A 19,815-nucleotide genomic window follows, 5' to 3' on the forward strand; every position below is an offset into this window, starting at 1 on the left:
CTGGAGCGTCAGGCGACGGTCACGACGGGGAGGTCGTACAGGCGCCGGATGCTGGTACTCAGCCGGGAGGTGTCCGCGTCGTAGATGTGCAGGGAGACGGCCGGGGCGTCGCCGGCGTTGGCGACCAGGTGGATGTCGCCGGGAGGGGCGAATCCGCAGGCGGTACCTGCTTCATTGACCACTTCTGGTCCGGGCACCACGTGGACGTTCTCGCCCGAGCCGCGCAGTTCGAAGCGGTGCTCTGTCTCGGCTCCCTGGTACACACCGGTGACGCACCAGGCCACGTGGTCGTGGATCGGCGTCTTCTGGCCCGGCTGCCAGACAAGGGCGACGACGGAGAAGCTGCCGTCCTTCTCGGCATGTAGGAGGTGCTGGCAGTAGCCGTCCGTATCGCCGCGGCGATATTCGGCGGGAAGCAGGTCCGGCTCACTGAGGAAGGGCTTGAGGGCGTCCGCGACCAGGCGTGCGGTTTCGTCCGGTCCGTCTTCCGGGCGGACGGCCGAGCGGACGGAGTCGATGAGTTGGTCGAGCGTGGTGCGGCGGAGTGCGGTGCTGGACGGAGTCTTCATGCTCGCTCCTCTTGGCAGGGAACAACAGGGGCCGGCTGTCAGCTCAGTCCAGTGCCTGGACCAGGTCGGCGATCAGGTCTTCGACGTTCTCGATGCCCACTGAGATCCGTACCAGGTCGCCTGGGACCTCCTGCGGTGTGCCCTTGGCGGAGAGATGGGTCATCCGTGCGGGGTGCTCGATCAGGGACTCCACGCCGCCGAGCGACTCGGCGAGGGTGAACACCGCGGTGCGGCTGCACACTTCGGTCGCGGCCTGCTCATCGCCGTCGACCTGGAAGGACACCATTCCACCGAAGCGGCGCATCTGCTTGCGGGCGATCTCGTGTCCCGGGTGGCCGGGCAACCCCGGGTACAGGACCCGGGTCACCCCTGGGTGGTGTTGAAGGACGTCGGCAATCCGCTCGGCGTTGTCGCAGTGCCGCTCCATGCGCACGGCCAGGGTCTTGATGCCACGCAGGGTCAGCCAGGAGTCGAAGGGGCCGGCGATGGCGCCCACGGCGAACTGGTGGAAGCGGATCCGCTCGGCGAGGTCTTCGTCGCGTACGACGACCGCTCCTCCGACGACGTCGGAGTGGCCGCCCAGGTACTTGGTGGTCGAGTGCGTCACGATGTTCGCGCCCTGACTCAGCGGCTGCTGGAGGTAGGGGGAGGCGAAGGTGTTGTCGACCGCGAGCAGCGCGTCGGCCTCGTGGGCGACCGCGGCGAGCACCGGGATGTCGGCGATGCCGAGCAGCGGGTTGGTGGGCGTCTCGCACCAGATGAGCCTGGTCTCCGGGCGGATCGCCGCCCGGACCGCGTCTGCGTCGCTGACCTTCACCGCCGAACTGCTCATGCCCCAGCGGTGGAGGACCTTGCGGAACAGCCGGAGAGAGCCGCCGTAGGCATCGTCAGGGATGATCACGTGGTCGCCGGGGGCGCAGACCGTGCGGATCACAGTGTCTTCGGCGGCGAGGCCGCTGGCGAAGGCGGTGGCCTGGCTGCCGGCCTCCAGCGCGGCGAGGCAGTCCTCCAGAGAGGTTCGGGTCGGGTTGCCGGCGCGGCTGTACTCGTAGCCGCCGCGCAGGATGCCCACCCGGTCCTGCTTGAAGGTGGAGGTCTGGTGGATGGGCGGGACGACGGCGCCGGTGACGGGGTCAGGCTCCTGACCGGCGTGAATGGCAAGGGTCGCGAATCCGTGTGGCTGCGTCATGCACGCAGCCTGCCCACCTCCGAACTGAGAGGTCCAGTTAAAGAATTTTCGACTTCGGAAACATCTGCTTATTCGTCAGGTGTCCTGTGACGCCCCGAGGATCGCCGGCTGCAGGTACGGCCGCCCGGCTCCTTGTCACCCGCGGCCCGCTGCAGGGCGTCCAGCATCAGCCGAACCGCGGGGATCTGGTCGTGACCGGGCAGGGTGAACGCGGAGATACGCCGGTGCGCGGCGGGAACGAGCGGAAGGCCCGCCACCTTGGGGTGGCGCATGAACGACAGCACCAACGCCGGCATCAGCGCCACACTGAACCCCGATGCCACCAGACCCTGCACCGCAAGGTTGTCGTCGCTGGTGAAGGCGATGTCCGGTTCGAACCCGGCCTCCTCACACCGGCGCACGAAGTGGCTGCGGCAGCGCACGCACCCCGCGATCCACCGCTCGTGCGCCAGCTGGGGCAACTCGGTGGAGCGGCGACGGGAGAGCGGGTGCCAGGCCGGCATGAGGACGAGCAGCGGTTCGTCCATCAGCGGGACCTCCAGCAGATCCTCGGCGGGCTGCTCGTCGGCGCCGCCATAGGAGAAGGCGAGGGTCACATCGCAGTCGCCGCGACACAGCGCTTCCAGCGAGAACGGAGGCTCCAGCTCGGTCAGTTCGATCCGGATACCCGGGTGGTCGTCGGTGATGCGGGACAGGGCGGCCGGTACCAGCGTGGCGCTTGCGCTGGGGAACGCGCACACACGCACCCGACCGGCCTTGAGCCGGGCGACTGCCGCGATCTGCTCCTGGACCGAACTGAGCTTCCCCAGGATGTCGGACGTGTGCCGGGCCAGCACCTGTCCGGCGTCCGTGAGCTTGAGCCCGCGCCCCACCCGGGCGAACAGGGGCGTCCCGACGGCACGCTCCAGCGCCTTCATCTGCTGGCTGATCGCCGGGGGCGTGTAGCCCAGGCTCCTGGCCGCCGCGGAGTAGGACCCCGTCCGTACCACCTCGGCGAACACCTTGATCTGTCGCGCGCCCTACCGGTGGCTCGCCATGGTGTACATCGAGCTCTTCCGGGGGCTTCCCGCCCTGCTGATCTTCATCTTCGTCGGCGACGGCGTCCCGCTCGCCTTTCCCGGGCTGACGCTGCCCGGTGGCGCCTACGGCCAGGTCGCACTCGCCCTCGGACTGGTGTCCGCCGCCTACATGGCGGAGACCATCCGCGCGGGCATCCAGGCCGTCCCGCCGGGGCAGTTGGAGGCGGCGCGCACCCTGGGCATGTCGCACAGCATGGCGATGCGCTCGATCATCATCCCGCAGGCGTTCCGAATCATCGTGCCTCCGCTGACCAACGAGCTGGTACTGCTGTTCAAGGACTCGTCCCTGGTGCTGTTCCTGGGCGTCACCCTGCAACAGCGCGAACTGACCAAGTTCGGCCGGGACCTGGCGAGCCAGACGGCCAACACCACGCCGATATTCGTCGCCGGACTCTGTTACCTGCTGGTCACCATCCCGCTCGGTTACCTGGTGCGGCGCCTTGAGGCCAGACATGCGAAGGCGAGGTGAAGCGGTGAGGACCGTAGGGACCATGCGGAAGGAAGCCCCTCGAAGGGACGGAGGCACCGAGATGACAGCGGCAATCGAGATCAGCGGACTGCGCAAGAGCTACGGAGCCCTCGAGGTGTTGCGTGGCGTGGACTTCAGTATCGCCCTGGGCGAGGTCGTCTGCGTGATCGGCCCTTCTGGCTCCGGCAAGTCCACGCTGCTGCGCTGTGCCAATCTCCTGGAGCAGCCAACAGCCGGCCGGATCGTGGTCGGCGGGGTCGACATCACCGATCCGGACGCCGATATCGACCGTGTCCGCCGCCGCATCGGCATGGTGTTCCAGCAGTTCAACCTCTTCCCGCACCTCAGCGTGCTGGAGAACCTGACGATCGCCCAGCGCCGGGTGCTCCGGCGCAGCGAGGCGGAGGCGACCGAGGTGGGTCGTCAGAACCTCGCCAGGGTCGGACTCGCCGACAAGGAGGACAGCTACCCGACGCGGCTCTCCGGCGGCCAGCAACAGCGTGTGGCGATCGCCCGTGCCCTGTCCATGGGGCCGGAGCTGATGCTGTTCGACGAACCGACCAGCGCGCTCGATCCGGAACTCGTGGGCGACGTACTGTCCGTGATGCGCGGCCTCGCGGACGATGGCATGACGATGATGGTGGTCACGCATGAGATGAGCTTCGCCCGCGAAGTGGCCGATCGCGTCGTCTTCATGGACGGAGGCCTCATCGTGGAGGAGGGACTGCCACAGGATGTTCTCGGCAACCCCCGGCATCCGCGCACGCGGGCCTTCCTGAGCCGGGTCATCCATCCCGGCGAGCCGGCCACCGAGCAGAGCACCACGTTCTGATGTTCGCTCGGATCGCCCGGTGGCCGGCGACTTACGTGTCACCGCCCCGCCGCAGTGGGCGGGGCCCGGACCGGATGTGGGACCGGATCCGCCCATGTGCGGGCAATCGGTCTGGCGCGGCCGTCCACAATCCGGTGGATTCGGCATGGCCGCCTCCCGGGTCTCGGGGGTCACGCCGGGGCGGGCCTCGTGAGCGTCGAGTCGGTCCTCCCTGGTCAGGCGCGGCTGGGAGTGCGGCACCCCACCAGGGGCGCGTGCACGATCTCGTCGATCTGGTGTACGGCCCAGGTGTTCGGCGCCACAGTGGGCGCCCAGGTCCCGATGAACAGGCCATCACGGCAGGCCACGTACACGATGTCGCCGGGCAGCCCGCTCGCCGAGCGGATCGGGCGCGCGACCTGACGAGCCACAGCTGTGGATGCAGGGGTGGCCCGATGAACAGCCGGCCGTCAGGTCCGCATGCGGCCCGTTCTCCGAATTCCGACTGACGCCGGCCCGACAGTGCGACAGGATGTCCGTTTGCCGTATTGGACGAGCGAAAGGCAGTCCGCATGTCGCGCCCCGCAGTGCAGCCGACTCCCGAACCGGCCGACCCGCTCACCGCCGAACTGGTGGTGGACGTTGCCGCCGCCGTGGCACCGGCCATCTAGCCGGACGGCTACCTGGTCGCCTACGGAGTGGTCGCGAACGGCGGAAGGGACGGGCGTCCGCACGGGTCCGTCTGGGTCACCGCCCCGGACGGCAGCACGGCTCCTCGCAGGCTGACCGACGGCACGGCCCGCGACCTCGGCCCGAAGTGGGCGCCTGACTCGGCCTCTCTCTTCTTCACCCCCGACCGCGAGGAGCAGGGCACCGCCCAACTCCAGCGGATCCGTCTGGACAGCAGCGAGAACCTCGCCGAGGCCGCGGCCTTGACCAGGTGGCGCGGCGGAATCTCCGACCACTGGCCGCTCCTCGACGGCCGCACCGTCGCCCTGCTCGCCGAGGACGAACCCGTCGCCGGGGACGAACGCCGGGAAGCCGAGCGCGACGACGCCAAGCCGTCGCCCGCCGGATGACCGCCGGGACCAGTACCGGCGGCATCGCGTTGCCTCTCTGCTCGTACTGTGCGGGGCGCCGTCCATGCGTTGTCGCAGACCGGCGACTGCCGGCGGTCGCCGTCAGATGAGTTTGGACAAGCTGCCTTCCACGGGCAGGTGAATCCAGCCTTCCACTTCCGCCGCGTGCTGCTCATCCTCGCCTGCGGGCAGAATCGTCAGCCCGAGCGCCGCTGCCCGAGCCACCAACGCAGCGACCAGGGCATCGAAGGCGTGCTCATTCTGATCAAAGACCGCCCGCGCTCCCGGGGCGAATCGCAATCCCGGGACGACCACGAGCAGGCGCTCGATCGACCGGTCTCCATGCAGCCCCCACACAGCACGTGCACCCGCCGGATAGACCTCTGCGATCCGGCCGGCTCCGCTTCGGCCGACGGGGTGACCGTCAGTTGCGAGCTGGTCGGCAAGGTAGGCCCACCGCCAGGCAGCTGCGCCGAGCTTGTCCATGGAGACCGAGAGCGGCCCCCGCTTCAAGATCCGTCTCACCACCCCATCCACGAGCCGATCTGTGACCCGCATCCTCGACAACTCGTAATGCGCTGCGGGATCGCCGTGCCCCGGCCAGCGCTGCTGAGCGGCATGAGCTGTGACGGCCTCGACGAAGGCTTGGGGCCAGCCGAACGGGCAGTCGATCCCCGCGCTGTCCTCCGGCCCGAGTCCGGTGAGCGCCGTAACGATGTCTCGGTCCACGCAACGGGTCTGGGGAACCTGTACACGTGCTACTCCGTCGACCCACTCGATCTCGACCAATGCCGTCTTCGACGGGTTGACGGCGAGATCGATGCCGAGACTACGTCTCCTTCTCGTGATCAGACTCACAGGTCACTCGTCCGCGTCGCGGCCTTGAGCCGGTTGAGACTCGTATAGCGCTGGCTCAGGGTCCAGGCCCACGAGCGCCCCGACGCGGCGAGCGTGTCGTTCAGGATCGGGCTGTCCAATGTGACGGTCTCGGGGTCCTCCGGGCCGGACAGCAGAATGACCCCGTTCGAGTCACCCTCCGACCGGTACTCCTGTTCGATCAGCACCCGGATGAGATCCGCGAGGGCGGTGTGCCCCTCCGTCTGGTGTCGCTCAGCCTCCTCGTGCGTGAGGAGCACGGTGTCGTACTGCTCGCGGATCCGCGCAACGACGGGCTGAATGACTCCCTCTGCGTAGAACCCGAAGTGCGTCAGGCCGTCCCTGAAGGACCGCCCGGGCTGGCAGACATAGGCTGCGAGGCTCTGGTACTCGGGCCAGGCCGCACGAGCTGCGACAATCACGGTGTCATCGTTGGTGAGCAGTCCCTCGGCCTCGTACAGCGCCGCAAGTTCGGACAGCAGGTAGCGCGCCTGCTCACCCAGAAGCCGACGCGTGTCGCCGACCACGGCCTCGATCGCCGTCGCAAGATCCCGGAAGGAGAGCCACAGAACTCGGTCTCGCACGTGTGTGTCAACACCATCGAGTTCACCGAACCACACCGGCCGAATCGGGTCCGGGGTCAGCACGAACAACCTGGCGGTCGGGTCACCCTCCAACTGCTTTGCATGGGACCGTACCTGGCTCCGGCCGTGGCCTTCGCTCTGGTACGCGCCGCGGACCGTCTTGGTCTCGAACCACCATGTGAAGCGCGCTGATATGCGCGCGTCGGGCACCGTCTCACTCACGGTGACCTGGTTCTGGAACGTGACCGTCGGCAGCTCGCCGACGCCGGCAGTGGCCGTCTCAAGGAGCTCCTGCACAAGAGTCAGGTCGATGCGCTCAAAGACGGCCATCGTGGACGAGGTGACGCGGTTTTCACCCGTCCGGTACGTGGAGAACAAGGGGTTGCGTGGCATGGCCGGGAGAGTACAGCCCGCCGGTGACATGCGCCCTGGGTATCTGGTGGTGCAGGTCGAGCTGAGCATCAACGGCACGAGCGATGGGGCCGGTGGCTGCTCGTCGGTTGGGGGCCGGGGCGGCTGCAGGCGGAGCGACCGGGGGCAGGCCAGTCAGGACAGGCGTCAACAGGCGGGCCCGTCCGGCCGGAGTACGGGGGCGGGCCCGGGGTGGTAGGCGGGTCAGCGGTAGGCCGCGCGCAGTTGGCGGGCCAGGGGCCGAGTAACTGATCGTTTCAAAATGAGGCGTGGGCGGCGGAGGCTGTCGACCAGTTCGGGCAGCGGCCTAGGGCGGCAGCGACCAGGCCCTCGAGGGCCTCGCGCGGTACGTCGCCGCCACTCACCAGCCGGTCGAAGACCAATCCGTCGATGCCCCCTTGTCCGCCACCCACTCGCGGATGATGCGAGGGACCTCTCAGGCAACGGCCTCCGGCCCGGACTCCTGCGGCGCGCTGCCCAGTTCCTCCGGCACGAAGTCGACGCCGCGGGACGGTGCGAGATAACGCAGGTGGGCGAGGCGTGCCTGCTCCTGGCGCATGTGCATGAAGGACTCGAGTATGTAGCCGACCAGCAGAACGAGCACCGCGATGATCATGATGGCGGCGGCCAGTAGGGCGGTCGGAAGCCGCAACACGACGCCGGTCTGCACGAAGTCGATGACCACCGGCAGGCCCAGGGCGAGCGAGATGATCGTCAAAAGAGCGGCGATCACTGCGTGGAACTGCGAGGGGCGCTGGCGCCGGGCCAGGCTCAGGATGAGCTTCAGGATGCGCCAACCGTCGCGGTACGTGCGCAGCTTGCTCACGCTTCCGGCGGGCCGATCCTTGAAGTCGATCTCCATCTCGGTGGTGGGCAGCCGCAGACTGAGGGCGTGCACCGTCATCTCGGTCTCTGTCTCGAACTCGTGTGACAGCGCCGGGAAGGACTTTATGTAACGTCGCGAGAACACACGATAACCGCTGAGCATGTCACTCACGTCGTTACCGAACAGTGTCCGGACGGCGCCCGTGAGCATCTTGTTGCCGACCGCGTGCCCGGGCCGGTAGGCGCTCTCCTCGACCTCTCGACGGGCGCCGACTACCTGGTCGTAGGGGCCTTCGAAGAGCAGGTCGACCATCTCACGGGCACGAGAGGCATCATAGGTGTCGTCGCCGTCGATGATCAGCAGCGCGTCGGCCTCGACGTCGGCGAACGCCCGTCGAATCACGTTGCCCTTGCCCTTGCGCGGCTCTTGCCGCACGATCGCGCCCGCCGCGAGGGCCTCGGCGACGGTGTTGTCCGTCGAGGCGTTGTCATAGACGTAGATGACCGCCTCGGGCAGCGACGCACGCAGATCGCGCACGACCTTGCCTACGGAAGCCTCCTCGTTGTAGCAGGGTACGACGCACGCGATCGTAGGGCTCATTTCGTGATCCTCTGCGGAGTGTTCTGAGTTGAGATCACACGATCGGTCCTTCCCGCCACAGGGTGGTGCTGGGGGCGGTAGACCGGTCGCGTGACGCGGGGTGATCTGAAAAGGGGCCGAGCGGGAGTTGATCGGGCCGCACCTGTTGCTTGGGGGCGTTCGGCCGATCCCTGACCTGCGCAGCCACTTCGACGCGGTGATATGACGGTTCCGTACCGGCAGGCCCCTGGCGGGACGTCCCGGAGAGCTGCGGCAGCCACCCGGCACGGGCGCGACCGGCGCCGGGATCAGCCGGTCGTGACGTCCAGGCGAGGACCGGAGCCGACGGGGTGCGGCGCGGTCAGGTCTGTCGTGAACGGACCGTTCACGACTGCCTCGACCGCTGCGGTGGACCCGGTGTCCTGGGTGGCGTGGGGCGTGCGCCGCGCCACGATCGCTCCGCTCACCGCCAGCAGTATCCCGAAGGTGCCGGCGATCGCCGGCCAGTACACGTAGCGGTAGTTGGCCGAAGGGGCGGTGGGCAGGTAGGTGGCGATGTAGATGACACCACTCACGCCGAGCAGCCGCAGCTCCCGCGACCAGGGGCCGGCCCAGCGGCGACGCAGCGCCAGCACCAGCGAGACCACCAGCCAGAACCATCCCTGGAACAGCCAGGGGAAGTCACGGTCGAAGCCCATCACATAGGACTTCATGGCCGCGTCCAGTGTCTTGTTGACCCGGACGTCCTTCGGCATGACGACAGAGTCACCACCGAGGTACTGGAGATTGCCCTGGAACAGCAGCTGGGCGAAGGTACGGGAGCGGTACTCGACGTAGCCGGTCGCGTGGTGCGGCATCTGCTGCGCCCACATCTTGAGCAGGACGTCGGCCTGGTCCGCCTCGAAACCGGCCCGATCACCCGGCTTGTGCGGGTAGCAGGCGAAGTAGGCGTCCCAGACGATGTCCTTGCGTTGGCAGGTCCGCGCGGTCGCCACCAGGTCGTCGGTGAACTCCGGGGTCGCCCCGGCCTTCGTCGCGGCGGAGCGCACCTGCTGAGGGGTGAGTACGTGGACGACGTCGTCGAGGGGTATCTGCGCGTACTGGCGCACCGCGAGCGGATGGACGGCCGAGGACACCCCTAGGCTACCGACGGCGGCGAGTGCCAGCAGTGACCCCGAGGCGACCAGCCAGCGGCGCCGCCCGGGGCGCGGCCAGAGCGCGAACATCAGCAACAGGAAGATCGGTACGACCGCCGGGAGCCCGTTCTTGCGCACCAACATCGCGTAGGTGAGGAAGAGCATGCTGAGGGCCAGCAAGCCCCAACGGGTCCGCTCCCGACCCTCCGGCAGCTCTCGCGCGACGAGCGCGATCGCGCACGCGGCCAGCAGCGTGTATGCCATGTGCACGTCCTTCCACACCACCCCGGTGAAGGTGAGGACATGCGGGGCGAGGCCGAAGCCGAGCATCAGCAGCGACACGGGGCGGCTGCCGGTCCGACGCCAGAGCACGACCGCGAGCACCCAGAGGGTGCCCCACAGCAGGGCGGCCTGGAGCGCGGCCATCGCCGACAGGGCGCCGGTGATGTCGATGAGCGTGCGCCAGAACAGAGCCAGGATGGGCGGGTGCCAGTCGGTCACCGGCTGCTTGCCCTGTGCCTGCGCCAGCTGCGAAAGGCTGTCCGGGCTGAGGAAGCCGGGGTGGAAAGCGACGGAGACGGCCCACCCGCAGATCGCGGCCACCACGGCCAGGAGGCCGGGCCAGAGCAGGTCGTCCCGCCGGGTGGCACGGGAGATCGCACGCCAACGATCGGTCGTCGTGGGCATGTCCAGGGAGTCCTCTCGGTATGCGGTGAAGACGAGGGTGCGGTACGCGGCGAACCGCATCAGCGTCGCCGCCGCCCAGCCCAGCAGGCGGGCCGCGTTGTCGCTCAATGGGGAGGACAGTCCGAACACTTCGTGCGCGACGTAGACAGGGAAGGCGGTGACCGCCAGCCCGGCCAGGTTGACGGCGATGAACCAGGCGACCTCGCGTCGGTCGACCGCTCCCTTGCGGTCCCGATATGTCCAGTAGCGATTGCCCAGCCAGCTGACCACCATGGCCAGGAGCGTGGCGATCGCGGAGGCGAGGACCGGTGTATAGCCCAGCGGCCCGCCATGGTCCGGCGAACCGAAGATCAGGAAGTTGAAGCTCGCTGTCTCCACCACGAACGCGACGGCGCCGACGAGACCGAAGGCCACGACCTCTCGCCAGATGTTCCGTACCCATGAGGGCATATGCCGGCGCCAGGCCGTCAAGTGCAGCATGGCGGGAAGGTACGTGGTTTGATTAAGAACCTCATTCAAACCATACATGATTCAAATATGAACATTTGAAGTCGCGCTTGGAGCGTCCTCCAGTGGGTAATGGGCTGGGGTCATCGGATGCGGGGGCTGGCGGGCCGGGTCGCCCAGCAGTGGGTGTCCCAGACACGCTACGAGTTCCTGGGCTCCACGACCCAGCGGCCGTCGGTCCGGATCGGGTCTGTCCAGCCAATGTGCAACTCGGGCGGTGCGAGTTGGCGGCGGCCGACGGAGAGTCGGCCGCCGAAGGCGATGTCGAAGGCCTGCACGGCCGGCTTCCAGCGCGTGGTCCGGCGTTTGCGTTCCCTGGCCGTTGGGGTCCGGGCTCGTGACGGCCATGTAGACGCACTTGAGGTTGCGGCCTCGTTCGGGAAGTGCGGCCACGTACCACGGACCGACGCGGGCACGGTGCGGCTCTGCCCTCCCGGACGCGGCCGGTCCTCGGCACCGGAACGAGGGGCTCGCCCTGACCACCACCTACCCGTGCGCTCGCCCAGGGAGAGTTCGCCCAATGCTCGGGCCGCTCTAGCAGACCCCGCGCCAACACGGCCTCCGGCGGCAAGTACTGACGCAGAACGGTGTCTTTGCGGACGCCGCTCTGCAGCGAGATGACGCGGGCGCCGTTGTCCACGATGTCGCGCGATTGGGTCGCGACGTTCTCGGGTACCACAGCTTCACGCCGACGAGCGCCCCCTCGTCGGGCTCCAGGTGGGTGATGGCCGGCACTACTGATGTCGGCGGGGCTGACCTCGCCCAGCGGGCTGCGGACCAGTAGTCCGTGTTCCCGTATGGCCTCCAGATGTCGGCCGCGGGCGACGAAGGTGACCTTGTGGCCCCCCTACTGCGAGCCGGGTGCCGAAGTAGCCTCCGGCACCTGTCCCTACGACAAAATGCGCGTGCCGTGTTCCTTCTGCGTATGGGAGTCGGATGTGAATCGCGCCCGGGCTGGGTGGGCCACGGCGGGAGCGTTCGCTACGCGGGGTCTGACCCGGCGGTCCGCTACCCGTGCCTTTCCCCGGGATCAGCACGGCGATGAGGCCCGGCCCGGCAGCCCGTCGTATGCGGCGCCGTGTTGCCCGCCCTGGGCGAACGTCACGGGCAGGCTTCGGTGTCCGTTGGAGATGAAGGAGGGGACCGGTTCGATGCTCCCTGGGTCTTGGGCCAGCGTGAGGCAAGGGAAGAGTTCGAACAATGCCGGGAGCGCAATGGCCGCCTCCATGCGGGCGAGCGGCGCCCCCAGGCAGTAGTGGGCGCCGTAGCCGAAGGCGAGATGATCCTTGATCTCCCGGGTCGCGTCGAAGGTTCCTGCTGACGGGCCGTGGTGCTCGGTGTCCTGGCCGGCGGCCGCGTAGGACGCCAGGATGGCGTCTCCCTTGGCAATGGTCGTGCCTGCGACGGCGATGTCCTCGACGGCGTAGCGTAGGGGCAGGTGGGCAACCGGGGCGTCGACGCGCAGGCTCTCCTCGATGATGTCGGTCCAGGCGACCTGGCCGGTGCGTACCAGATTGCGCTGGTCCGGCGCGGTGAGCAGCGTGAAGATGGCGTTGTCGAGCAGGTTCACGGTTGTCTCGTGACCGGCGGCGATGATCAGCAGGAGTGTGTCGATGACCTCTGCTTCGGTCAGTGACTCGTTGTTGTCGCCTGCCGCGATCAGGTAGCTCGTGAGGTCGTTCCCCGGCTGCTTCCGACGGTAGTCGACCAGGTCGTTCAACAGGTTGTACGTGGTGTGGTAGTTGTCGGCGGCTTCCTGTGGGCTGAGCCCCGTGTTGAAGAGGTTGTCGATGCAGGCGCGGATACCGTGGGCCATGGGTCCCTCGGGGACACCCATGAGCTGTGTGATCACCTGTACCGGGATCAGGTAGGCGAAGTGCCGCCGTAGGTCCACCACCCCGTCGACCGCGGTGCGCGGCAGATCGTCCAACACTCTCGCCACGATGCGCTCGACCTGAGGGCGCAGCTGCGCTGTCCGTCGAGCGGTGAATGCCGGCGTCACCAAGCGCCGTAGTCTGCGATGGTCGCTGCCGTAAGCGGTGAACATGTTGGTCACGGACACCCAGGCGTACAGCGGCCATTCGGGGGTGATCTCGCCTGCGATGAATCGGGGCCAGTGCTGGCGGGGGTCTTTCGATACCCGCGGATCGGTCAGCAGTTGTTCGAGCACGGTGTGGCTCGTGACCGACCACGCCGGGATGTTGCCGGGAAGGATCACTTTTGTGACGGAGCCGCGGGCGCGGAGTTGGGCGCCCTCCGCGTGTATGTCGCGGCCCGCGGGGTCGAGAGCGTAGGGACGCTGGTCGTCGATTGACACGATCGCCTCTCGCTGGGTGTGGAGTGGTTTCGCGGACGGCTTCGGTCTCGGGCCGGGGCGACACGGCCGGCATGCACCGCTCCGTTCGCCTGCAGGTGCTGGGGTGCTCCCGGGTAATCGTGCTCCGTGGTCGGCGGGGTGGCTATGCCGCTTGTGGGCGGTTGGCCGGGATGTGAGTCGTGATCGAGGCCAGTCCGTTGGCGGAGAGCCACTGGTGGGCGGCACTGTCCGGGTCGGCCCCCTTGGCGACCTGTGCGTCCGGTCCGCGGAGGGCGGATGTGGCGAGCTTGGCCGAGAGGGCGTTGCACGCGTCGGCCATGGGCTGGGTCAGGACCTCTGGCTTGAACAGGGGCACGACGTTCTGGGCGGCGAAGAGGTCGTGCGGGTCCTTGAGGGACACGAAGCCGTAGCGGGAGCTGACCGGGTCGGTGGAGAAGATGCCGGCGGCCTCGACGGTGCCTTTGCGCAGTGCCGTCTGGGTGATCGTTCCGGTCGGAGCGAGTGCGACGAACTGCTTGAAGGTGACGCTGCCCGGCAGGTCGACGAAGTTCTCGTACCCCGGGGTGAACTGGACTTCGGCGTAGGAGAGTTGCTCCGCCGCCACTGCGGCGAGGTACTCCTCGTCGGCCAGGCGTTCGTCGAGGTTGTGCGCCTTCCACGACTGGCCGCGCGTCGCACGCACCCGGGCCACGGTCTCGTCGTGAGATCTGCCAGGCCTGCACGCCTTCGGCCGCGGGGTCGACAAGCCTGTGGGCATGCCGGAACTACAACGTCAGCGTGCTGGCGTCCGCCTTGGCCGAGACCTGGTTGCCTGGTCGGTCGTCGACTTCCTCGCGCAGTGCAGCCGCCCGCGACGGCGCGGGCGTCAGCCAGTGGACCAGGCGCGCAGCTCCGCGGCGACCTCCTGAACGCGGGCGCCCTTGTGCTTGGCGCCCATGACGAGCGCGAGGGCGCTGGTGCGCACGGCCTCGGAGTGGGTGTCGAAGAAGCGGTCGCCCGTGAGCTTGTGGTGAGATCGGCCGCTCCGTCCAGCGTTGCCTCCGCCCCTGGCGACGTGCGCCCGTGGGTGGGTGGACGGACCGGGGCCGGGATGACGCCGCCGCTCAGGGGTGGGACAGCGGGAGACAGCTCTTCACCAGGGCCGGGCTTTGGCCCGGGCCTTGGCGATGTTGGGCACGGCACCGAGCGTCCTGTGCAACTCGGCAAGAGCCTTGGCGGTGGCGCCGGCCGCTGCACGCCGACCATCGGCCTCACGAAGGGCCGTCATAGGCGCCGCCTTCGGGCGCAGACACACCACGGCCGGCGCCTGTGCGGTTGCTTGCATCTCGCCGGGATCCGGGCCACGCACGCGCTCTGACTTATGGCGGCTCTCGCACTTGCCAATGGCCAAGACGGAATCCCTGGCAAGGGCATTCGCTTTCGGCCTACGTCAGCTCACCGATGAGGTGACGGGGCAGCGGAGGCGGTACGGCCGCACCCGGTGCGCTCTCCTTTCCGACACGAAGGACAACCTGATGAGTTCTGTTGATCTGGCCGGACGCGTGGCCTTGGTGACCGGAGCGACCAGCGGCATCGGCGCTGCCACCGCAGCGCTGCTCGCAGAGCGGGGCGCGCACGTGCTGGTCGCGGGTCGTGACCGGTCCCGCGGCGAGGCCGTGGTCACCGGCATCCGTGACCGGGGCGGCAAGGCCGATTTCGTCTCCGCCGATCTGGGCGAGGCCGAGTCGGTGCGGCGGTTGGCGCGGGAAGCCGTCGATCTGGGCGGCGGCCGCGTGGACATCCTGGTCAACAACGCAGGGATCTATCCGTTCGGCCCGACGGATCAGACGCTGGACAGCGACATCGACGCCGTCTACGACCTGAACGTGAAGGGCCCGTTCCGTCTCGTCGCGGCGCTGGCCCCGGGGATGGCCGAACGCGGACAGGGTGCGATCGTGAACGTCAGCACCATGGTTGCCGAGTACGGCATGGCCGGGATGGGGCTGTACGGGTCGAGCAAGGCCGCTCTGAACCTGCTGACGAAGGCGTGGGCCGCCGAGTACGGCCCGCGCGGCGTGCGGGTCAACGCCGTCGAGCCGGGACCGACCCGCACGGAGGGCTCGGCCGGCATGGGCGATGATCTCGACGCCCTCGCCGCCCAGGCGCCTGCCGGACGGACCGCCTCAGCCGAGGAGATCGCCGAGGCGATCGCCTACCTGGCCGGCGACACGGCAAGCTTCGTGCATGGAGCCGTGCTGCCCGTGGACGGCGGCCGTACGGCCGTCTGACAGCCGGCATCCGCCCGGCCGGCCGTCCCGCGGGCCGCCCTCGCCCAGGAGCAGCGACGAGAGCGGCCCGCGGGACGATGTGTCCTCATCCGATGGCAGGCTGGCCCCTTTCAGCGGCCCGCCGACCGGTCGAGTGCGGCCACGAACCGTCCCAGGTCGCGCCGTCTGGAATCGGCCGGCCACACCGCCCAGGTGCGCCGCACCAGCGGGTGTCCGACCAGCGGTGACCATGTCACATGGTCGGGGAGCGGCTGCTGCCACTTGGGCGGGGCCAGAGCGAAGGCGCGCCCGGCGCCGACGGCGGCCAGTTTCACGTCGGCGATCAGCGCCTGCCCCTCCGGCACCTCGGGACCGACGTCGAGGCCGTGCCCGCGCAGGGCGGCAATCACTTCGTCGTACCAGGCGGGGCTGCCGGAGCGGGGGAACCCCACCCACTGCAGGCCGACGAGCGCCTCAAGCGCGACGCCCTCCGGTTCGAGGAGTTCGGCGGCCCGGTCCGCGGCCAACAGCACGCCCAGCCGTTCCCGGACGACCAGCAGCGCGTCGAATTCCGGCCCCATCGGCCGTTCCCGCACGAACCCGACGTCGAGCTCACCGGCCCGCAGGGCGGTCAGTTGGTCGGCGGTGGAGAGGTGCCGGGCCTTCACTCGGACGTCCGGGTGGGCCTCGGTCAGCTCCGCCAGTGCCGCATCGAGCAGCCCGGGAGGCAGTTCCAGCGGGATCCCGATCCGCAGGGCGCCTCCTCCGGGAGAGGTAAAGGGGGCCATCGCCCGCAGCGCCTGGTCGTGCCGGGCCAGGACGGCGCGGGCTTCCCCGAGCAGGGCTGTACCAGCTTCGGTAGCGCGCACGCCGGTGCTGCTGCGCACCAGCAGCTTCACACCGAGTTGCCGCTCCAGCCCGCTGACCGTCTGGGACAGCGCCGGCTGGCTCATGTGCAGCCGGCGCGCCGCGGCGGACAGCCCACCCTCCTCCACCACCGCGACGAATGCCCGCAGCTCTCGCAATTCCATGGCCCCATGCCATCACACCCGTCCGACGGCGTCACGCTCGAGCAGAGGTCGCCGTAACCGGACCGCGCGGACCGGGCCAGGCCCGACTCCGGGTCGTGCCGGACAGGTGCCGGCAGGCGTCGCCGAAGGTATTCGTCGCTCACCTGAAGCCAACGCTGTGCAGCCGATGAACGCAGCATGTCCGGTGATGAGCGTGATGCTGGCCGTGCCGTTCAGCCTGTCGTCGTGGCCGCCGCGGAGCGGCTTGGTCATCGCTTGGACCTGACCGGCTGACCTGACCGGCTGACCGCTCGTACCACCTGCGCCGGATCGTCGAGGAGGTACCTGCTGAGTGATGAACGAGCGCCGTCGACGGCACGCAAACGATGCTGCGGCAGGTGTACCTCCCGACGTCCGGTTCGACCGCCCGACGGGCCTGTCTCAAGGCAGAAGATGCTCGACAGGCACCCCCGTGATTGCCTGGTGCCAAGAGGCTGGGCACGGACTGTGCCACGCAGGGCCGGCATGAACCGCTACAAGGACATGCATCATGACGCACGACACACCGGACTACCCGGAAATGATCGTCCCAGTCGGCCATGTCGAGCCTGTACCACGCCGCATCCGCGGCTATGCGGCGAACCTTCCCGTCCTCGACACCGTGCAGGCGCGCTACGTATGGCTGTGGCCAGGCTACCCGCAGTACTGCATCCCGCGGGAGGACATTCGTGACGGGGCTCTCCTCGATGAGGACCGGACCATGGTGCTGCGCATCGGCGGAGCTCGCCGCCACACCCTCCGGCTGGGCTCGCTCACCCGCCCGGGCGCTGCCTGGGAATGGGCCGATGACGCGCCCCCCGACGTCCGCGGCACGGTCAGCTTCCGCTGGGAGGCCATCGACGCGTGGTTCGAGGAGGACGAGCAGGTCTTCGTCCATCCCCGCAGCCCCTACACCCGCGTCGACGCACTCCGGTCCGGCCGCAGTATCCGCGTCGTGCTGGACGGAGCCGTGCTCGCGGACGCGCCCTCCTCGGTGATGCTGCTGGAGACAGGTCTCCCGACGCGCTACTACCTCGACCGGGTTCATATCGACTGGACCCGCCTGCACCCGACCGACAGCGTCACCAGCTGCCCCTACAAAGGCAGAACCAGCGGCTACTGGTCCGTCACCACGGACACCGCCACTCACCCCGACCTCGCCTGGGCGTACGACTTCCCGACCCGCCAGGTCACACCGATCGCCGGCCTGGTCGCCTTCTACAACGAGCGCGTGGACCTCTACGTCGAAGGGCGCCTGCAACCACGCCCCGGTGCCGTCACCAGAGCGATATGGGAACACGAGCACCCGGTACGACCTTCGTAGACGGCTGCGCACCACTCGGTGCCCGCGCTGTCGGCGTGCTGGGCGTCACAGGCCCCGCCGATTTGCGGCCCCTTCGCGGCGCCAGGCAGGTAAGCCGACGCGCAACGGTTCCCAGGGTCCGTGATCAATGCCGACCGCGTTCGTGGAGTGGCCGTGGCACCGACCCTCGGCTCGGGTGGGCGGGAGAACGCCGTAGTCCCCGATCTCAACCGCGACAACGCGGCAACCCCGTCCTGTCGGGCGCCGAAGAGATTCCCGCACCCGTCGACGCGCGGCAGTCCGGCGTGCTGCTCTTCGTCGGCCCACACGGCCAGTGATCCGGTGGCCGGCGCGAGAGCCTGAAAAAGAGGCGAGGCAATGACGCCGAGCATCCCACCGAACCAGACCGGAGGACGCAGCAGGGTCGCGGACCAGCTTCTTCTTTGCGCTATGCAAACGCCTGCTGCCAAGCGCGGAGACGGGGCCACCCGAAGCCAGGCGACCGACCGGAAGAGCGTCAGCCGTCGTGCGCCATCGCTCCGCCCACGATCCATCCGAGCGGGTGCTGCTCGAAATCGTCCGCCCCGGGAGCCGGTGGCTCTCCTCCGGCCTCGTTGAAGGCGTTGAGCGCCTCGACGAGCGCCAGCCGCTCCATCGGGCGGAGCCGTTCGACGATGGCGGCGATTTCGGCGCGGCGACGCGCGGTCACGTCCTCGACGGTGTGCCGGCCCTCCGCAGTCAGCCGTAGAAGGGTCTCACGGCGGTTGGCGGGGTTGGCGTTGCGCTCCGCCAGCCCGGCGGCGATGAGCCGGTCGACCATGCGCATGGCGGTGGACGGCGCCACCTGGAGCAGCTCGGCGAGCGCGACCAGCTTGGTCTCCCCCCGGGTGGACAGCACCACCAGCATCCGGAACTGGGCGACGGTCACCCGTTCCTCCACCGCGGCCAGCGAGCGGGCGGAGACCGCGACCAGCAGACGTGACGCGGTCAGCACCGCCCTCGTCACCGCGTCGACATCATCCATGGCGCCCGTGGGCGTCTGTTGCTCCCGCATACCTCCTTTCTACCGTGCCGGACTCTCCGATCTCTCACCGGATACGAACACACTTTCCTTCGGCATGGCCGTGGTACCGGAGCAAGAGCATCGCGGCGTCGTCATGGAGCGGCCCGGTGGCATGACGGACGAGGTCCTCGCGCAGAGCCGCCAGGGCGCGGTCCGCGTCCAGCTCGTTGAGCAGGTCCGCCCGTTCCCGAGAGGGTGGAAGGAACCGGCGGGTCCGGGGCTTCGGTGACGCCGTCCGTGCACAGCAGTAGCTGAACACCGGGCGCGAAGTCACCCGATAGGGCTTCGGCCCGTCGGTCGCGTGTGCACCCGGGCCAAGCGGCAGGGCGAAGGAAGGCTGCGGGAAGTCGACGCTGCCGCTCTCACGGACGACCATCGGGCCTGGATCCCCGTAGTTTCCGGACGATGTCGCGGTCCACCGCCCGTACGACGTCGACGTGCACGCCCTGCGCGTCCATGATGTGGGAGCTGCGATGGATGAGTCCCTGGGTGCCACTCGTCTCCGGGGAGCGCTTGCGGGTGCAGCTGATCACGAGGGCTCGCAGGTCGTCGTACCGCGCGACGAAGCGGTCACAGGTCCTCCCGGAGCCGTACTGCCGCTCGGTCCGCGGCGCAGCGCGCACATCCGCTCCGGACTGCGGGGGCGTCCACGGCAGGCGCTACTGAAGAGCCTCCGAATGGCCCCGGCGGCCATTCGGTCCACGCGGTCCGCCGACCTGCGCCCGACCGGCCGACCGAGGAATGACGGGACGAGGTTCCGGACGGCCGCTGCGCCTGCGCGCGTACATGGTCCTGCCGTTGGAGCGGCAGCGAGGCCGGGTCCGGGAGCGGGGAGGGCCGTTTCCTTCATCCACAGAACCGCGGCAGTCGTTCCGAACCAGGACACCGTTGACGACTCCGGAATCTGGCGAACTACTGGCCAGAGCCTCTTGCATCATGCAAACATTGCACTCGGGGCCGAGTCGGCGGCCGGGGTTGACCCGCGCCCATGGAGTGAAGCCCGCATCGCGGGAAGGTACACGCCGGACGTCGACA

General features: G+C 68.9%; 19 protein-coding genes and 1 pseudogene. 6 read left to right on the forward strand and 14 right to left on the reverse strand.

The genetic code is table 11. The features are described from left to right. Positions 1-8: 8 nt before the first annotated feature. From AC5WRT_RS31765 to AC5WRT_RS31775, 3 genes are all read right to left on the reverse strand, one after another. Positions 9-569, reverse strand: a complete 561-nt coding sequence (locus tag AC5WRT_RS31765) for a cysteine dioxygenase family protein (RefSeq protein ID WP_496100839.1) — start codon at positions 567-569, stop codon at positions 9-11. Positions 570-612: 43 nt separating this feature from the next. Then, positions 613-1,758, reverse strand: a complete 1,146-nt coding sequence (locus AC5WRT_RS31770; protein ID WP_496100840.1) for a cystathionine gamma-synthase — start codon at positions 1,756-1,758, stop codon at positions 613-615. A 68-nt stretch (positions 1,759-1,826) separates the two neighbouring features. Beyond that, positions 1,827-2,765: a LysR family transcriptional regulator gene (locus tag AC5WRT_RS31775; RefSeq protein WP_496100846.1), complete on the reverse strand. Its 939-nt coding sequence runs from the start codon at positions 2,763-2,765 to the stop codon at positions 1,827-1,829. Positions 2,766-2,775: 10 nt separating this feature from the next. On the opposite strand from AC5WRT_RS31775, the pseudogene AC5WRT_RS31780 reads away from it, so the two are divergent. Together AC5WRT_RS31780 and AC5WRT_RS31785 are read left to right on the forward strand one after the other, a co-directional pair. Beyond that, a pseudogene (locus AC5WRT_RS31780) lies at positions 2,776-3,306 on the forward strand (amino acid ABC transporter permease); the annotation flags it as partial. 61 nt (positions 3,307-3,367) lie between these two features. Then, positions 3,368-4,138 carry an amino acid ABC transporter ATP-binding protein gene (locus AC5WRT_RS31785; RefSeq protein ID WP_496097529.1) on the forward strand — a complete coding sequence of 257 codons (771 nt, stop codon included), beginning with the start codon at positions 3,368-3,370 and terminating at the stop codon, positions 4,136-4,138. A gap of 215 nt (positions 4,139-4,353) precedes the next feature. On the opposite strand, the gene AC5WRT_RS31790 is transcribed toward AC5WRT_RS31785, so the two are convergent. Continuing rightward, a complete protein-coding gene (locus AC5WRT_RS31790) occupies positions 4,354-4,548 on the reverse strand; it encodes a hypothetical protein (RefSeq protein WP_496097528.1) in 195 nt (64 codons plus the stop codon). A 267-nt stretch (positions 4,549-4,815) separates the two neighbouring features. Here AC5WRT_RS31790 and AC5WRT_RS31795 point away from each other — a divergent pair, with 267 nt between their 5' ends. Further along, positions 4,816-5,196, forward strand: coding sequence for a TolB family protein (locus AC5WRT_RS31795; RefSeq protein ID WP_496100841.1), 381 nt, complete (start codon positions 4,816-4,818; stop codon positions 5,194-5,196). Between the two features lie 102 nt (positions 5,197-5,298). On the opposite strand, the gene AC5WRT_RS31800 is transcribed toward AC5WRT_RS31795, so the two are convergent. From AC5WRT_RS31800 to AC5WRT_RS31830, 7 genes are all read right to left on the reverse strand, one after another. Further along, positions 5,299-6,054, reverse strand: a complete 756-nt coding sequence (locus AC5WRT_RS31800) for a DUF429 domain-containing protein (protein ID WP_496097526.1) — start codon at positions 6,052-6,054, stop codon at positions 5,299-5,301. Beyond that, a complete protein-coding gene (locus AC5WRT_RS31805; RefSeq protein WP_496097525.1) occupies positions 6,051-7,049 on the reverse strand; it encodes a hypothetical protein in 999 nt (332 codons plus the stop codon). The genes AC5WRT_RS31800 and AC5WRT_RS31805 overlap by 4 nt, the downstream gene beginning before the upstream one ends. Positions 7,050-7,503: 454 nt before the next feature. After that, a complete protein-coding gene (locus AC5WRT_RS31810; RefSeq protein WP_496097524.1) occupies positions 7,504-8,493 on the reverse strand; it encodes a glycosyltransferase family 2 protein in 990 nt (329 codons plus the stop codon). A 287-nt stretch (positions 8,494-8,780) separates the two neighbouring features. Further along, entirely contained in the window at positions 8,781-10,775 is a 1,995-nt protein-coding gene (locus AC5WRT_RS31815; protein WP_496097523.1) for a GtrA family protein, read from the reverse strand. A 1,057-nt stretch (positions 10,776-11,832) separates the two neighbouring features. Then, entirely contained in the window at positions 11,833-13,113 is a 1,281-nt protein-coding gene (locus tag AC5WRT_RS31820; protein WP_496097565.1) for a cytochrome P450 family protein, read from the reverse strand. 148 nt (positions 13,114-13,261) lie between these two features. Next, entirely contained in the window at positions 13,262-13,801 is a 540-nt protein-coding gene (locus AC5WRT_RS31825) for a glycine betaine ABC transporter substrate-binding protein (RefSeq protein ID WP_496097521.1), read from the reverse strand. A gap of 450 nt (positions 13,802-14,251) precedes the next feature. Further along, positions 14,252-14,386, reverse strand: a complete 135-nt coding sequence (locus AC5WRT_RS31830) for a hypothetical protein (RefSeq protein ID WP_496097520.1) — start codon at positions 14,384-14,386, stop codon at positions 14,252-14,254. Positions 14,387-14,633: 247 nt separating this feature from the next. Between AC5WRT_RS31830 and AC5WRT_RS31835 the strand changes: the two genes are divergently transcribed. Beyond that, a complete protein-coding gene (locus AC5WRT_RS31835) occupies positions 14,634-15,386 on the forward strand; it encodes an SDR family NAD(P)-dependent oxidoreductase (RefSeq protein WP_496097519.1) in 753 nt (250 codons plus the stop codon). Positions 15,387-15,496: 110 nt separating this feature from the next. On the opposite strand, the gene AC5WRT_RS31840 is transcribed toward AC5WRT_RS31835, so the two are convergent. Beyond that, positions 15,497-16,396 (reverse strand): LysR family transcriptional regulator, encoded by a 900-nt coding sequence (locus AC5WRT_RS31840; protein ID WP_496097518.1) that lies wholly within the window; start codon positions 16,394-16,396, stop codon positions 15,497-15,499. A gap of 529 nt (positions 16,397-16,925) precedes the next feature. On the opposite strand from AC5WRT_RS31840, the gene AC5WRT_RS31845 reads away from it, so the two are divergent. Then, positions 16,926-17,738, forward strand: a complete 813-nt coding sequence (locus tag AC5WRT_RS31845; protein ID WP_496097517.1) for a DUF427 domain-containing protein — start codon at positions 16,926-16,928, stop codon at positions 17,736-17,738. Between the two features lie 496 nt (positions 17,739-18,234). Here the strand turns inward: AC5WRT_RS31845 and AC5WRT_RS31850 are convergent, their stop codons facing one another. Beyond that, positions 18,235-18,771 (reverse strand): MarR family winged helix-turn-helix transcriptional regulator, encoded by a 537-nt coding sequence (locus tag AC5WRT_RS31850; protein ID WP_496097516.1) that lies wholly within the window; start codon positions 18,769-18,771, stop codon positions 18,235-18,237. Between the two features lie 64 nt (positions 18,772-18,835). Here AC5WRT_RS31850 and AC5WRT_RS31855 point away from each other — a divergent pair, with 64 nt between their 5' ends. Beyond that, positions 18,836-19,009: a hypothetical protein gene (locus AC5WRT_RS31855; RefSeq protein WP_496097515.1), complete on the forward strand. Its 174-nt coding sequence runs from the start codon at positions 18,836-18,838 to the stop codon at positions 19,007-19,009. 133 nt (positions 19,010-19,142) lie between these two features. On the opposite strand, the gene AC5WRT_RS31860 is transcribed toward AC5WRT_RS31855, so the two are convergent. Then, positions 19,143-19,403 (reverse strand): hypothetical protein, encoded by a 261-nt coding sequence (locus AC5WRT_RS31860; protein WP_496097514.1) that lies wholly within the window; start codon positions 19,401-19,403, stop codon positions 19,143-19,145. Positions 19,404-19,815: the final 412 nt, after the last annotated feature.

Source organism: Streptomyces sp. NTD91, assembly GCF_059510455.1.